At 36.1% G+C, this 14,808-nt stretch carries 16 protein-coding genes; 4 read left to right on the top strand and 12 right to left on the bottom strand.

The genetic code is table 11. The annotated features are described in order from the left end of the window. Window positions 1–72: 72 nt before the first annotated feature. From nusG to rpmG, 3 genes are all read right to left on the bottom strand, one after another. Window positions 73–618, bottom strand: coding sequence for a transcription termination/antitermination protein NusG (nusG, locus tag IGM09_RS10375; RefSeq protein ID WP_002384070.1), 546 nt, complete (start codon window positions 616–618; stop codon window positions 73–75). Between the two features lie 124 nt (window positions 619–742). Further along, a complete protein-coding gene (gene secE / locus IGM09_RS10380; protein WP_002356409.1) occupies window positions 743–913 on the bottom strand; it encodes a preprotein translocase subunit SecE in 171 nt (56 codons plus the stop codon). A 20-nt stretch (window positions 914–933) separates the two neighbouring features. Next, window positions 934–1,086 carry a 50S ribosomal protein L33 gene (gene rpmG / locus IGM09_RS10385; RefSeq protein ID WP_002356408.1) on the bottom strand — a complete coding sequence of 51 codons (153 nt, stop codon included), beginning with the start codon at window positions 1,084–1,086 and terminating at the stop codon, window positions 934–936. A gap of 285 nt (window positions 1,087–1,371) precedes the next feature. Here rpmG and cbpA point away from each other — a divergent pair, with 285 nt between their 5' ends. Then, complete coding sequence (gene cbpA / locus IGM09_RS10390) at window positions 1,372–2,010, top strand: cyclic di-AMP binding protein CbpA (protein ID WP_002365057.1); 639 nt, start codon at window positions 1,372–1,374, stop codon at window positions 2,008–2,010. A 455-nt stretch (window positions 2,011–2,465) separates the two neighbouring features. Here cbpA and IGM09_RS10395 read toward each other — a convergent pair whose 3' ends face one another. The 3 genes from IGM09_RS10395 to IGM09_RS10405 all read right to left on the bottom strand — a co-directional run bounded on the left by IGM09_RS10395 (window position 2,466) and on the right by IGM09_RS10405 (window position 5,870). After that, window positions 2,466–3,209 (bottom strand): hypothetical protein, encoded by a 744-nt coding sequence (locus tag IGM09_RS10395; RefSeq protein ID WP_010707187.1) that lies wholly within the window; start codon window positions 3,207–3,209, stop codon window positions 2,466–2,468. A 772-nt stretch (window positions 3,210–3,981) separates the two neighbouring features. After that, complete coding sequence (gene murB, locus IGM09_RS10400) at window positions 3,982–4,869, bottom strand: UDP-N-acetylmuramate dehydrogenase (protein ID WP_002387193.1); 888 nt, start codon at window positions 4,867–4,869, stop codon at window positions 3,982–3,984. Window positions 4,870–4,955: 86 nt separating this feature from the next. Next, the gene (locus tag IGM09_RS10405; protein WP_002359452.1) at window positions 4,956–5,870 is read right to left on the bottom strand and encodes a Gfo/Idh/MocA family protein; all 915 of its coding nucleotides are present in this window, start codon (window positions 5,868–5,870) and stop codon (window positions 4,956–4,958) included. Window positions 5,871–6,076: 206 nt separating this feature from the next. Between IGM09_RS10405 and IGM09_RS10410 the strand changes: the two genes are divergently transcribed. The 3 genes from IGM09_RS10410 to IGM09_RS10420 all read left to right on the top strand — a co-directional run bounded on the left by IGM09_RS10410 (window position 6,077) and on the right by IGM09_RS10420 (window position 8,111). Further along, window positions 6,077–6,832 carry an exodeoxyribonuclease III gene (locus IGM09_RS10410; RefSeq protein WP_010707186.1) on the top strand — a complete coding sequence of 252 codons (756 nt, stop codon included), beginning with the start codon at window positions 6,077–6,079 and terminating at the stop codon, window positions 6,830–6,832. A 34-nt stretch (window positions 6,833–6,866) separates the two neighbouring features. Beyond that, entirely contained in the window at window positions 6,867–7,400 is a 534-nt protein-coding gene (locus IGM09_RS10415) for a 3'-5' exonuclease (protein ID WP_002356400.1), read from the top strand. Between the two features lie 120 nt (window positions 7,401–7,520). Continuing rightward, window positions 7,521–8,111 (top strand): hypothetical protein, encoded by a 591-nt coding sequence (locus tag IGM09_RS10420; protein ID WP_010707185.1) that lies wholly within the window; start codon window positions 7,521–7,523, stop codon window positions 8,109–8,111. Between the two features lie 88 nt (window positions 8,112–8,199). Here the strand turns inward: IGM09_RS10420 and IGM09_RS10425 are convergent, their stop codons facing one another. The 6 genes from IGM09_RS10425 to IGM09_RS10450 form a co-directional block, all read right to left on the bottom strand. After that, window positions 8,200–9,882 carry an FAD-dependent oxidoreductase gene (locus IGM09_RS10425; RefSeq protein ID WP_033625114.1) on the bottom strand — a complete coding sequence of 561 codons (1,683 nt, stop codon included), beginning with the start codon at window positions 9,880–9,882 and terminating at the stop codon, window positions 8,200–8,202. Window positions 9,883–9,978: 96 nt separating this feature from the next. After that, window positions 9,979–10,542 (bottom strand): alkyl hydroperoxide reductase subunit C, encoded by a 564-nt coding sequence (gene ahpC, locus IGM09_RS10430; protein WP_002367212.1) that lies wholly within the window; start codon window positions 10,540–10,542, stop codon window positions 9,979–9,981. 240 nt (window positions 10,543–10,782) lie between these two features. Then, window positions 10,783–11,472, bottom strand: a complete 690-nt coding sequence (locus IGM09_RS10435; RefSeq protein WP_002381418.1) for an O-methyltransferase — start codon at window positions 11,470–11,472, stop codon at window positions 10,783–10,785. Window positions 11,473–12,086: 614 nt separating this feature from the next. Beyond that, window positions 12,087–13,091: a lipoate--protein ligase gene (locus tag IGM09_RS10440; RefSeq protein WP_002356394.1), complete on the bottom strand. Its 1,005-nt coding sequence runs from the start codon at window positions 13,089–13,091 to the stop codon at window positions 12,087–12,089. A gap of 32 nt (window positions 13,092–13,123) precedes the next feature. Further along, on the bottom strand, window positions 13,124–13,864 hold the full coding sequence (locus IGM09_RS10445; RefSeq protein ID WP_002356393.1) for an MBL fold metallo-hydrolase: 741 nt from the start codon (window positions 13,862–13,864) through the stop codon (window positions 13,124–13,126). 145 nt (window positions 13,865–14,009) lie between these two features. Then, on the bottom strand, window positions 14,010–14,801 hold the full coding sequence (locus IGM09_RS10450) for a DUF975 family protein (protein ID WP_002365061.1): 792 nt from the start codon (window positions 14,799–14,801) through the stop codon (window positions 14,010–14,012). Between the last annotated feature and the right edge of the window lie 7 nt (window positions 14,802–14,808).

Raw genomic sequence — 14,808 nt, forward strand, 5'->3', positions numbered from 1 at the left:
AGTCAGTTGACTGCTTTTCCAGACCCTACAATCTGTATCAATCAGCTGAACAATAGTTTGTCAGCTTGTTTATTAATCAATGTTATCGACTTGTTCAAAGTCTAATTCTGTACTTGTTTCACGACCAAACATATCGATGTTTACTTTTAATTTTTGTTTTTCTTCATCGATTTCTGTCACAACACCTTCAAGACCAGAAAAGGCACCTTCGATAATTTTCACTGTATCGCCTAGCGCTACTTCTAAGTCTGATTGACGGGTGCTCATGCCAATTGAACGTAAAATGTGGTTAATTTCTTCTTGTAATAAAGGAGCGGGTTTACTACCAGCACCATGTGAGCCTACAAAACCAGTTACGCCTGGCGTGTTACGAACAATATACCAAGAATCATCGGTCATAATCATTTCCACTAACACATAACCAGGGAAAGTTTTATGAACGATTTCTTTTTCTTTACCATTTTTGACTTCTTTTTCTGTTTCTTCTGGTACAACGACACGAAAAATATAATCGCCCATCCCCATGCTTTGTGCACGTGATTCAATGTTTGCTTTTACTTTATTTTCATAGCCTGAATAGGTGTGCAATACGTACCAATTTCTTTCAAAAGTTTCCATTACTGATTCGGCTCCTTTAAATGTTTTAGTTTATTTTTTTCGAGCAAATAAAAAAAGCTCAGTTTCCCGAAGCTTTTTCTCGAATACTATTATAGCACCCCTCGTCGGGAAATACTAGAATTAATTATTTTAAAATCCAGCCAAATGCCGTTTGGATAACAGTATCCATGATAAAGAACAATGCTGCAAATAAAATAGATGTTTCAATTACAACTAATGTATCTTTACGCAATTGTTTTTTTGTTGGCCAAGTTACTTGCTTCATCTCATCAGCAACGCTGCGGAAAAATTTCATGTTGATACCCTCCTCTAAATCTATTTCGTTTCTTTATGTAACGTGTATTGATTACAATATTTACAGAATTTATTGATTTCTAAGCGTTCGCCACGTTTACCTTCACTAACGGATTTAGAATAGTTGCGAGAGCCACAAACGGAACAAGCAAGAGCTGCTTTCTTTGTTGCCATGTTCTTCGACCTCCTCTATTCACAAATTTACTTCTTAACAGTACCATTATTCGAAAAAGTTGTCAAAGTTTAATTTACTTTTTAAAGAAGCGCTGTGCCGATTCTTACGTAATTTTTTACCATTATCGCGAATACGTGCTTGATTTCTTTTATAAAATATCTGATTTTTCTTTATTTTCTATTTATTTTAACAAAATTGCTTTTATTCTGAGGTCTCAGCTATTGTTTTCTGCTAAGTTATGATATGATAAATTTATTAAAAATGAACCCTTAGGAGGCCTGTTTATGTTATTAAAATCTGTAGTTATTAAAAAAGATAATTTAACAACAGTCAATGAATCTTGTACTCTAGAAGAAGCTCTTTCTATTTTAGAAGACTCAGGTTACCGTTGTGTCCCAATTTTAGACGAATCTGGAAAAATTTTCCGAGGAAATATCTATAAAATGCATATTTACCGCCACAAAGCAAACGGTGGCGATATGAGTTTACCTGTTACCTATTTGTTAAAAAATGCCACAAAATTTATTTATGTCAACACTTCATTTTTCAAGGTATTTTTTACTATTAAAGAACTACCTTACATTGCTGTTTTAGATGAAAATAATTATTTTTACGGCATTTTAACACACAGCACCTTATTAAATATTTTAGCGCAATCTTGGAATGTAAAACAAGGGAGCTACGTTTTAACAATTGCTTCAGTTGGTCAACAAGGCGACTTAGCAGCCATTTCAAAAATCATTGCCAAATATAGCAGCATCGCCAGCTGTATTACATTGGATGTTGATAGTGAAGAATTTGTTCGTCGCACACTTATTACTTTACCAGCCGGCACAACTGCCGAAACGTGTACAGCCATTGTAGAACATTTAGAGCGGAAAAACTTTAAAGTTGTAGAATTGGAAAATTTAGAAGACGAGTAAAAGAGATGACTCACTTATCTTGATACAAATAAAAAGAAATGGAACAGATGACAATACACAATCTGCTCCATTTCTTTTTACGTTTGTTTTTTAATATATTTTTGGGAAAAAATTAGTATCAGTATGCCGAACAGCACTATAAAATAGTTTGCTACCGAAATCTTTAACAAAGGTACATTTAGATAATCTACTATTTTTTTAGGAACATACATCAACAGAAAAGTTGTTAGCCAAAAGAACATCCTATTACTCTTTTTATTGGCGTAATACGCACTCATAAAAGATATACCAAAAATGATGCCAAAAAAAGTTGTATAAAAAGTGATTTCTGATTCTTTTTTAACAGCTAACTGAACAACTCCTAGAATAACCATCACTATAAATAGAATTAGTAATGTGTAATTAATCCAATAAAAAAACAATCGTTGCATTTAATCACTTCTTTTCCTAAAAATTTAAAAAGTACGATGCTGATAACCAATCAAAGGGGCACCTTTGTAACGATAAACTCCTCGCTTATAGAGCGCTACCCAACCATTTCCATTACTATCAAAAACTTTTGCCAACCTTTCTCCAGCAGAAATTCCACGAGCACCCATATATCCGAAAACGAAATCAGCAGCAGCTCTCGAAATTCTAAAAAGAGAAGCAAAGTAACCTATCCAAGAACCTAATCCCATATCAACAATTGTTGCAAAAACATTTCTACCTACTGCCAAATGTGTATAAGTCCACGGACCATTATAGATTCTTTGCAAAGGATTATAATCTTGTATTTTTTCTTTTTCACTATCAAAACTACCAATAATTGGTGACGTCTCTGTTTCAACCTGGTACGTTCCATCTTCTAATAAAATGCTTTTTTGTACAATAATATTTTCTCCTGTATTAACGACTGATATAGTTTGATTATTTTCGGTATCATTAATTTTTGTAGCCAGAACAACGTCTTCTTCCCCAATAACTGTTTTAACTTCTTCGCCGGAACCTGTATCTTCATACGAGCTTATATTAATAACCTCCGTACTCTTTTCAACAAAAGTATCGAAAACAGGAGCTGATTCATTTGAAGAAAAAGTTTCTCCTTCAGTAATTCCATCGCTGCTTACACTTGAAGTATCCTCTGCCAGAACTGTTACACTAGGAACTATTACCGTGCCAAATAAAATCAGGGTTGCTAAACAAATCAATTTTTTCATAATAAACATCTTCTTCTATCAATCTTATATATACAACAAGTATATAAGTTCATTGTATCACATTCATTTTAAAAAAATAAGTTTTTTCTCGTTATTATCAAATCAAAAACCAATTGTTTTATCCCTTAAAACAAATAATCTTTATTTAATAAGTATAATTTTCTATCGAATATTTAGAGCGCAAAAACTTTAAAGTTGTTGAATTAGAAAACTTAATAGTAACCTAAAAAAGAAGTAATGGTCTGTGCAGTAGGAAACAGACCTGAAAAACATCTGTCAATCAGCTTGTTATATTTAGCTCTTGGTATCTCACTCCAAAATAAATTGTTTATCGCATATAGTAGGTACGTCTTATGATGAACTTACTTTGGAAATCATTCGAGAAGCAACAATCCAAATCGTTCCAATTGTGCGGGTATTATTATTGGCGATTTACTTAGGACTTTTGCTACCTTTTCAATCCCATAATTATCTCCATTCACAAGAACACTTTTAAAAATCAAAAGAGCCTGGGACAAAAATCACTGTGGATTTTTGCTCCAGGCTCAAAACCTGATAAACGACGGGAACAGAACCAACACTATGCGTTGCTCCGATTTCAACAACTTCTAAGGTGTTGAAATCGACATACGTCTAGCCTTCAAAAGAGCTACAGCTCTAAGAGTTGTGATGTTTAACTGTGAGACATGAACAGATGACATCATCGTACCTACTTGGTTCTTGGAGTTAAACACTTCTGTCCCGTCCTCTTTGGGCAACTAATGAAGTACTTCTAGACTTCTTCACCAATAATTCGAACTTCTGTTTGCAATTCAACATCAAATTTTTCTTTAATCACTTCTTGGATATGTGCAATTAATTCCACATAATCTGTTGCGGTTGCATGATCGATGTTAACAATAAATCCCGCATGCTTTTCGGAAATTTGAGCACCGCCCCATTTTAAGCCTTGTAAGCCAGCGTCTTGGATTAATTTTCCTGTAAAATGACCAACAGGGCGTTTAAAGACACTGCCACAAGAGGGATACTCTAGCGGTTGCTTCAGTTCACGAAGTTCCGTTAATTCATCCATTTGGGCTTTAATTTCTGCATGGTTTCCTTTTTCTAAAGCAAACGTTGCTTGCAAGACAATACAATGTAATTCTTGAATTTCACTATGACGATAACGGAAATTCAGGTCTTCTTTCGTCATTGTTTGGATAGTTCCATCTGCCAACAGCACTTCTGCAGACTGGAAAACATCTTTAATTTCCCCGCCGTATGCTCCAGCATTCATATAAACAGCACCACCGACACTTCCTGGAATGCCACAAGCAAATTCAAAACCAGTTAAATCAGCTGCTAAGGCTTCGTAGGTTGTATCAATCAGCTTGGCACCAGCATCCACAATCATGGTGGTACCGGCTACTTTGATTTCTTTCATTTCTGTTAGCATAATCACGACATCGCGAATACCGCCATCACGAACAATCAAGTTGCTAGCATTGCCTAATACTAACCATGAAAGTCCTTGTTCTCGGCAATACGCCACAATCTCTTCGACTTCTTTTTTTGTTTTGGGTAAGGCCAACACATCAGCTGGGCCACCTGTTTTGGTAAAGGTTACGTTTTTTAATGGTTCATCTACTAATAAAGTAATTTCGTTTAATGTTTCTAACATAGCTTTAGTGTTCACGAAAGTTAGTCCTTTCTTTTCAAAATATCTGTCTTATTCTAGCATGATAGAAAGAAAGTTGCTAGTCCTCTTTAAAGAACATGCCGTTGTTGTTGGCGTAGCATTTCTTCACATAACGCATGACTTTCATAGACTTTTTCTTGCTTTAACTCTTGCTCTTGCGGTTTTTGAATGGCCTGAATGAAAGCAGTAACCATTTGGTAAAAACCTCTTTTTTCCAATGTTGGCGTCCAATCTCCCATCTCTTTTACTTGGTATTCTTCTTCTGTTTGGATGGTCAAATGCGTTAAATTTTCCAAACGATAAGTACCTGTAGGGCTGGTGACTTCAAAAGTTTCTGTATTGGCCCCAGAGTGTAAATCCATAGAACAAACAATTGTTGTCTGTTCGGTTTCTAATTGTAAAATTGCTCGTTTTAAATGACCGTTTTCTTCCACTAATTTTGACTGCACCACGTGGAGCGGTCCTTCCGCTAAATAAACGGCGGTATCAACGACATGTAAAAATAAATCATACATCATAAAACTTGTTTCTCTCGTTGTATTGATGCGGTTCTTTTTAATAAAAATTGTTTGTTTTTCAGGAATATTTTTCAATACTTCCGTATAAGGGGCAAAACGACGATTGAAGCCAACCATCAGGCGCAGATTTTTGGCTGCTGCCAATGCTTGTAATTCTTTGACTTCAGCAAGCTCTTCACTTAAAGGTTTGTCCACAAAGACGTGAATACCGGCCTGTAATAATTGGCGAACGACTGCACCATGCACTTTTGTGGCTACATGGACAAAACAAGCATCAATCTTCGCTTCAATCAATTCTTCTATGGTCCCAACGGTTTCTGTAAAGCCATACTGATCAGCGATTTTTTGTCGTGTTTCTGGGTTTCTAGTTGCTAATACAAACTCTGCCAAGTGGCGGCATTCACTATAAGTTGGCAAATACGCTTTTTGTGCAATGTTTCCTAAACCAATGACTCCAATTTTCATTCGTTTGTCCTCATTTCTGCTCTTTTTACTATTTTATCATAGACTACTTCTTTACAAAAATCAGTCATTTTCTCTTTTTCTTTTCAAGTATTTAAAACTTCTTTAAAAAGTATTAGAATAGAAGAAAGCACCAAGCGACCTTTTCTTTGGTTCTGGTTTGCACTGAAACGAGCAAAAGCGTTTCTTATTTGAAAGGAGTTTCAACAATGAAATGTATTTCTTGGAATGTCAACGGCTTACGAGCGGTTGTTAAAAAGAATTTTATGGATGTTTTTAATGAATTAGATGCAGATTTTTTCTGTTTACAAGAAACAAAATTACAAGCTGGGCAAATTGATTTAGAACTTCCTGGCTATCATCAGTATTGGAATTACGCCGAAAAAAAAGGCTATTCTGGCACAGCAATTTTCGCTAAAGAAGAAGCGTTAAGTGTTCGCTATGGCTTAGGTATCGAGACTCACGATCAAGAAGGCCGCGTGATCACTTTAGAATATCCAGAATTTTTCATGGTCACTTGCTACACACCAAACTCACAAGCTGAACTAAAGCGTTTAGCTTATCGAATGACATGGGAAGATGCGTTTCGTGCCTATTTAAACGAATTAAATCAAGAAAAACCCGTAATTCTTTGCGGTGATTTAAACGTAGCTCATCAAAAGATTGATTTAAAAAATTGGAAAACCAATCAAAAAAATGCGGGGTTCACGCCTGAAGAACGGCAAAAATTTACTGAGTTGTTAGACAGTGGCTTCACTGATACATTCCGTTATTTTTATCCAGAAGCTGAAGGCATCTACTCATGGTGGAGTTATCGCTTTAACGCACGAAAAAATAACGCAGGATGGCGGATTGACTATTTCGTTGTGTCAGAATCCTTGAATGAACGTTTAGTCAGTGCTAAAATCCATACAGATATTCTTGGTAGTGATCATTGTCCAGTGGAAGTTGTACTTGATTTTTAAGTGTTACTCAACGCGTTGAAAGGAGTTTTTTTTAATGAACTTTTACGCTTTTGACTTTGAAACAGCTAGTTATGATAAACATAGTGCCTGTTCCATTGCAATTGTTAAAGTAGAAAATAGTCGGATTGTGGATGAATTTTACACGTTAATCAAACCAGAAACACCTTTTTTCTGGCGAAATACGCAAATTCACGGCATTCATGAATCAGATGTTGTCAATGCGCCCAAATTCCCTGAAGTATGGCAACAAATTCAGCATTGTTTTCAACCAAATCGGTTAGTGGTCGCTCACAATGCAAGTTTCGATTGTAGTGTTTTGGCTGGCTGTTTAGATTACTATGGCTTAGAACAACCTAATTACCTTTCTTTATGTACAGTCAAAACGAGTCGCAAACTGTTTCCTGAATTTCCTAATCATAAATTAAATACCGTTTGTGAAAACCTCAATATCACTTTAAATAATCATCATGATGCTTTAGAAGATAGCCGAGCTTGTGCCGAAATTCTTTTACAGCAAGAACAACGATTTGGGGTTGAACCTTTAAAAAAATTAGTATTGGTGAAATAATCCAGTTCTTGTTTCCAGCAAGGGCGTTATCTCTTTCAGTGGCTAGTTGGCAGGAGATAACGTCTTTTCTTTTACATAACTTTTCCGCTAAACCAAAAATTTTTCAGAAAGGACGCGATGATGTATTCGATTCTTTACTTATTCACAGACTCTCTCAAAAATGCGTGGCGCTCAAAAAACCAATTTAGTACGTTGATTCTTATCTTTATTATTAGTTTTCTGACTTTTTCTGCTCTATTATTGACTTTGTTGTTTTCTCGATGGCTTTCACAAATGATTCTTCTTGATAATTATGCAGTGATTCCTCCCTTGAAAATTTTCAGAGGTTTGGCTGGAATCAGCGCTGGAACACTCTTTTTCTTCCTGATTAGTTATATTTGCCGAACTTTCTTCCTAACTTTTTTAGAGCAAAAAAACGACTTACTGATCTTAGCTCTTTTAGGTACGACAAAATTACAAATTTTAATTAGCTATGCCTTACACCCCCTCTATTATTTGATTTTTGTTTTGCCTTTAGCTGCTTTTCTAGCTAATAAGCTCATTCAACAGTTTATCCATGATTTTTTCAGCGAGGTACCTGGTTTAATGCATATCGATAGCTACATGCAAGATGTCTTTTTACCACTAACAGGAAGCCTGTTGTTCATTTGCTGTTGTGTCTTTTTAATTCTTTTTAGGAAACTCAATCGCCTAATCAAAAAAGGTACTTGACTAACTATGCGAAAAAAGTGAGAAATACATCATCTCGACGTATTTCTCACTTTTTTGAATGACTTAGGTCTTTATTTTTCCGCCTCTTTTAAGCCAAGGCTTCAATAATTTCGGTCATTGTTTTTGAACCAAAAATCATTTGTTCGCCATCAATTAGCATTGCTGGAACGCTCATAATTTTCTTTTCTTTTTTCAACTCTGGAAATAGACTAATGTCCACCATTTCTGCTTCCACATGAGGATTAATTGATGCAATATGTTGGCAAGCCGCCACGACATCGGGACAGAAATGACATGTTAGTGAAACAAAGATTTCTATTTTTCTTTTTGGCAATGCAAGTATGTTCTTTTGCAGACTTGCTTCTAACGGCTGCCCCTCGCTGCCGACATTATAAACCGCCAAAACCAACGAGTTTACTTCATGGCCACTAGGAATACCACTAAATTTAATTCCTGTATAGTTTCCTGCCGCATCTAAGAGCACAACGCTAGGCATTTTTTCAATCCCATACAGCAATTCTTTGGCTGGCTCAGTATCTTTCAAAATCGTTTCTAAAGTAATCTTCTGATCCAGACTTGCAAATTCTGTTAAGAATGATTGAAGTTCCAATGATTTTTCATCACTTGCATCCAAAAACTGAAGCAATGTCACTTTTTTGGTTAGTTTAGCGAAAATACCGCTTAATTGTTGGCGCATACTTTCTGGGAACCACTGATGCTTACCAGTAACTTTCGCTGGCTGTTTTTCTTTTGATTGCTGACTGTTTGTTTCAGGGGCAGATTGATTAGCTAATCGTTCAGTCATTCGCTTCGTTACAATCGGTTGGCCCGCCTGTGTTTTTTGTTCTGTCACGTAACGTTGCGCATGAGTGGCGGCAATTGCACCGTCTGCAACCGCCGTCACAATTTGACGTAATTCTTTTATTCGTAAATCTCCTGCTGCATAAACGCCAGGGATATTGGTTTCCATATTCTCAGTTGTTGGCACATACCCACGGTCTAAGGCAATTTTTCCTTCAAAAATTTCTGTACTTGGTTTATTTCCAGCAAAAACAAACAGACCAAATGTACTGTCTTTTGGTGCTTCATAAACCGTTTCTTCTCCCGTCTGGTTATTGACAAACACAGCTTTTCGGACAAAATCATCTCCCGTAATTTCTTTCACTTCTGTGTTATAAACAATCTTAATTTTCGGGTGATTTTTAGCCGCCTCCGCAGTTAATTTTGCACATGTAAAATCGGGTTCTCGGATAATCATCGTTACTGATTTACCGTAACGTGTCAAATAAACGGCCTCTTCCGCTGCTGCATAACCGCCACCAATCACAAAAATATCCAGACCTTGGAAAAACTCCCCATCACAAGTAGAACAATAGGCCACGCCGCGTCCTGTAAATTCACTTTCCCCAGGGAAACCAATTTTACGAGCAGAAGCCCCTGTCGCAATCAATACTGCATATGCTTGATAGGTTTGACTCGCTGATTGAACAGTTTTTATCGTTTGACTAAAATCAACATCAATAATCTCGTCTTTTGTAAAAGCTACACCGAAGTCTTGTGCTTGAATGCGCATTTCTTCCATTAGTTCTGGACCTGTTGTGTGACGAATCGCTGGATAGTTCACAATTTCAGAAGTCGTCGTTACCTGTCCGCCAATTTTGTCTTTTTCAATAATTAAGGTATCCATCATTGCGCGACCTGCATAGATACCTGCAGATAAAGCAGCTGATCCGCCACCAATAATAATCAAATCGTAGATTTCTTCTGTCACTTGCTTCTCCTCTTTCTTCTGTGTTTCAGAAAAAGAGCTGAACAAAACATTTTCTCTGTTTTATCCAACTCTTTGACCTCTATTTACAAAGCGAATTTAAATTTTACCAACTAAATCTAAGCTTGGTGCAATTGTTTCTTCTCCTGGTTGCCAATTGGCTGGACAAACTTTATCACCATGTTCTGCTACAAATTGAGAAGCTTCTAATTTACGAACAAGTTCTTCAGCATTACGACCAATACCCATGTCGTTGATTTCATAAGATTTGATGTCCCCTTCTGGACTCACAATAAATGAAGCACGGTAAGCCATTCCAGAAGCTTCATCTAAAACGCCAAAGAAACGAGCAAGTTGACCGTTGGGATCGGCTAACATTGGATATTTAATTTTTCCAATCGTTTCTGTAGCGTCAGCCCATGCTTTATGCACATAATGACTATCTTCTGAAACAGAGTAAACCTCACAATTTAATTCCTGTAAATGCGCATAATGCTCTTGCATATCCCCTAATTCCGTAGGACACACGAAAGAAAAATCAGCTGGATAAAAGAAGAAAATACTCCATTTTCCTAAAATATCTTCTGTTGATACTCGTGTAAATTCACCATCGTGATAGGCATCACATTCAAAGTCAAAAAGTTTTTGATTAATTAAATTCATTGTCGTTCCTCCTCTGTTTTTTTACTCTTTAAGGATAACAGTTTATAATTATTCCGTCAATAGAATAATTATAAACAAACAAGGTTTTATTAACGAATAATACTGTCCTATTGAGAATTTTATGATTATCATTCTCAATTAGAAATAGCGAGATAACTTTTTAAATAACATAAAAAAGAAAGCGAATCATTAAAAGAACTTGCTTTTTAATGATTCGCTTTCTTTTTGTGAAGACATTCTTTAACTATCTAAAATAATCGTTTCTTTCTCTTTGGTAATTAAAATAACTCCATCACCAAGAGGAACTAAAGTAGAAGTTAAATCAGGGTGCGCCATGACTACATCTAAAAATTGGTTTAATTTACGATGAATCGCTCGATTTTTTTTCGGTACTTCCTCAGCAGGGTCTAAAATTGTCCCAGCTTGAAATACATCATCCACCATCAAAACGCCGCCAACTGGTAGCAACCGTAAACATTCAGGTAAAAATTCAATGTATTTTGATTTGGCACTATCCATAAAAATAAAGTCATAAGGTCCTTCCAACGTTGGTAGAATCTCAGCTGCTTGTCCTTCTAAAAGAGTGACCTTTTCTTCTAAGTCTAGGCGTTGGTAGGTTTTCTTCGCTTTTTTTATCATTACGTCAAAACGATCAATCGTGGTCACGTGACCATCTTCACCGACAAATTGGGCCATCAAGCTTGAAGAAAAACCAATTGCTGCCCCGATTTCTAAAATATTTTTGGGCTTTAGTTGTCCTAGCAAAAATTGTAGAAAAACTACTGTTTCGTGTGGAATAATCGGTACCCCTGCTTCATTGGCTTCTGCCTCCACGGCACCTAATTCTCCGGGAAGTTTCTTTTGTTTTGTACGCATATACTCAACCAATTCTGGTTTAACGACTGGTCGATGCATCATTTCGTTTCTCATCACTTTCGCTCCTTTTCGTCCCTTTATTATACGAAGTCCTTGTTCCTCTGTAAAGGATTGAAATAGGATTCTTAGTATTTGTTTGAAAATAACATGCACATTCTTAACTTCCTAGCTAAGTGCGGATTACTTCTTGTAAGCACATTTTTTCTTTGTTTCTGCTATTTTTTATTAAGTTTTATTCAGAAAACGTCAAAAAGTAGCCCTCAAGAACATACCTATTGATTTTTTCTCGTTATTTCTTATAAAAATATTTCTACATATGTTAATATTTTCCCTTAAATCACTATTAATTCTTGCTATTTCAAGCCCCAAAACAAGCCTGTAACCTTGCTAAAATAAGAAACGTCAAATTTTACTACTTTGTCTGTAAAAATTTGATATCACAAAAGAAAGGAAATCTTGTATACTCTTTACAGATAGTGATTTATAGTGAAGCACATAACCAAATTCCCGAACTTGACTTGGTTCAAGTACATATGCAGGCGAGCTATTTGATAGTTCCCTGATAAAAATCGTTTCGACGATTTTGCACATAGCACTACCTTTCTAAAAGCTAAAAATTATTTTTTAGCTAGAAAAAAGACAACCGTTTGAAACGGCTGTCTTTTTTTTTAATAAATTAACCCAAGCAAATCTTCTTTTTCGATGTTGCCAAAGTATTTTTTAACGTCAATTTGATCAATGGCTTCTTCTAAAGAAGCTTTATCATATTTCACGCCGGTTAAAATATCTTCAACATCTTTAATTTCACCAAGCCCAAAGAAGTCCCCAAAGATTTTAATTTCTTGAATGGCACCATCCGCCACGTTCATTTTCATTTCAATTGAACCAATTGGAAAACGATGGCGACGTTCTAAGTTAAATGCAGGTGATTTACCATAATTCCAATCCCAATTGCGATAGTATTGCTCTGAAATTTTGTTAATAGCCGCCCAGTCTTGATCAGTTAATTCATACGTTTTAACTTGGTCGATCGAATCTACGCCGAAAATTTTCAAAAGAATTTCTTGGCGGAATTCTTCCGTTGTCATCTCTTGTTTATCTTCAGATAAAAATGGTTTAATGTTTGTTACCCGTGAACGAACAGACTTGATACCTTTAGATTCGATTTTATCTTTCCGTACTTTCAATGTGTTTACAACTTCATCAATATCACTATCAAACATTAAGGTTCCATGTGCAAACATGCGGCCGTTGGTAGCGTACATCGCATTTCCTGAAAACTTCATATCATTAATCACTAGGTCATTGCGCCCTTTTAATTCGGCACCTTCAACGCCTAAGTCGTGCAATGCTTGAATAATTGGTTGGGTAACTTTCGCAAAATCACGGAAAGAGTTGCCGTCATCTGGCATAATAAAACTAAAATTCAAATTACCATGATCATGATAAACGGCGCCGCCGCCACTTAAGCGACGAACAACATGAATGCCGTGCTCATCTACATATTCTTTGTTAATTTCTTCAATTGTATTTTGGTTACGGCCAATAATGATTGACGGCTCGTTAATGTAAAATAAAAGAATGGGCTCATCTAAAGGCATTTCTGTTAACAAATATGTTTCAATTGCTAAGTTCACTCGTGGGTCATTATTTTCATTCGGTACAAAAATCACAATCGGTTCTCTCCCTTGGTATAGTTACTTTTTTAAATCTCAACTGTTAAATCTGGTTGGGCTAATGTCACTGGAATTTCCGTTCCAGCATAGTTTTGCGCTTCTTCCCGTAGTTGTTCCAATGACCCATGCTGTGGTAAATGGGTCAACATCAATTGTTTGACTTGTGCTGCTTTGGCAATTTCACCCGCTTCTCTTGACGTAAAATGTGCATGATGTCGTTCATTACCTTCAAATAAGTACGTATCCGCTAAGAATAAATCGGCGTCTTTTGCAAAGTCTTCAAAACTTGCTAAGTAACCAGAGTCTCCTGTAAAGACAAAGACTTTGCCAGTCGCTTTTTCAACAATCCGCATCGCGTAACAAGTGACAGGATGAATCGTTTCCATGAAAGTAATTAAAAATGGTCCTACTGCCAACTCTTCTGCTTCAAAATACTCTTTCCCTTCGGAAACGTTAGGAAGCGTTAGTTCTTTGAAATGCATTTGATCTTGTGTATGGCCATATATTGGCAAAATAGGCGTCGGTTCCAGCGTTGGATAAAGCTGACGATAATATTGTAAAACACCTAAATCTGCGATATGGTCATGATGGTAATGCGACAGAATGACAGCATCTAATTTCAATGGATCTAGATAGTTTTCTAAACGCACTAATGTCGTACTGCCTGCATCAATAAGCAAATGAAAGCCTTCAGATTCTAACAAATAGGAACTCGTTCCTTCTCCTTTGTATGGATAAGCACCTAAACAGCCTAAGACAGTCAATTTCATGTGTGGACAACCTCCTTCAATACGATACTTCCATGTTACCATAAAATAACGGAAAAACGAGGTTAAAACGCTTAAATTTTCACAAAAAGACCAAAGAAAAAACCTGAACCCTTTGTCGAGATAACAAAGGATTCAAGCTTCTATTTTATTCTTCGGCTAAACCTTTTTCTTCTAAGGCAGTTTGATAAAAACTAGCTAACGCTACATAGTTATAAGGAATCACCCATAGTAGACCGATACCAATAGCTAAAAAGCCCACAATATACCAACCAATAAAAGAAAATTGTAAACATAAATATTGCCAAAAACGATTTTTCATTAAATATAACGCCTGTTTCAATGCCATCATAATTGGCAGTTCTGGATTATCAAAACGTAGCCACACAGCAAATTGAAAAACGCCACTCACAAATAAACCAATTAAAAAGATCAAGATAGTGGCAACGCCAAATGCTAGGAAAAAGGAAAAATCATTTAAGAAAAAGGCTTGGATTTCCTCTGGTGTAACTGTATTAAACATCAATTTGAAATACAAGGTTGTCCCTGCCCCAAATAAAATTGGTAACAAAAATAACAAACCAATTACACGTTCAAGTACTTTTTGAAGTAGGTTGACCACAAATAGCGGACCATAATATTTTCCTTGAAAAACACTCATTAAAATATTGACCCGCACCTTTTCACCACGCAACACCTTCAAGGCTGCGTAATATAGCGCATAACTTAACGCGAATAAAACAAAAATTTGCAGTAATACTGCGGCAAAACTACTTTGAAAAACTTGATTTTCACCAGAAAATAAATTTTGCACAATCGATGTTAAGAAGCTCTGTAAAACCACTCCTAAGAAAGTTAACCAAGCCATGATCCCCCATTGCCCATCAAGGGCTCTGCGAGCATTGGCACGATGTTGCGAATTTGTTACTAAACTTTTCATTCATTCC

This window comes from Enterococcus sp. DIV0167 (genome assembly GCF_050541555.1).
GTDB lineage: Bacteria > Bacillota > Bacilli > Lactobacillales > Enterococcaceae > Enterococcus > Enterococcus faecalis.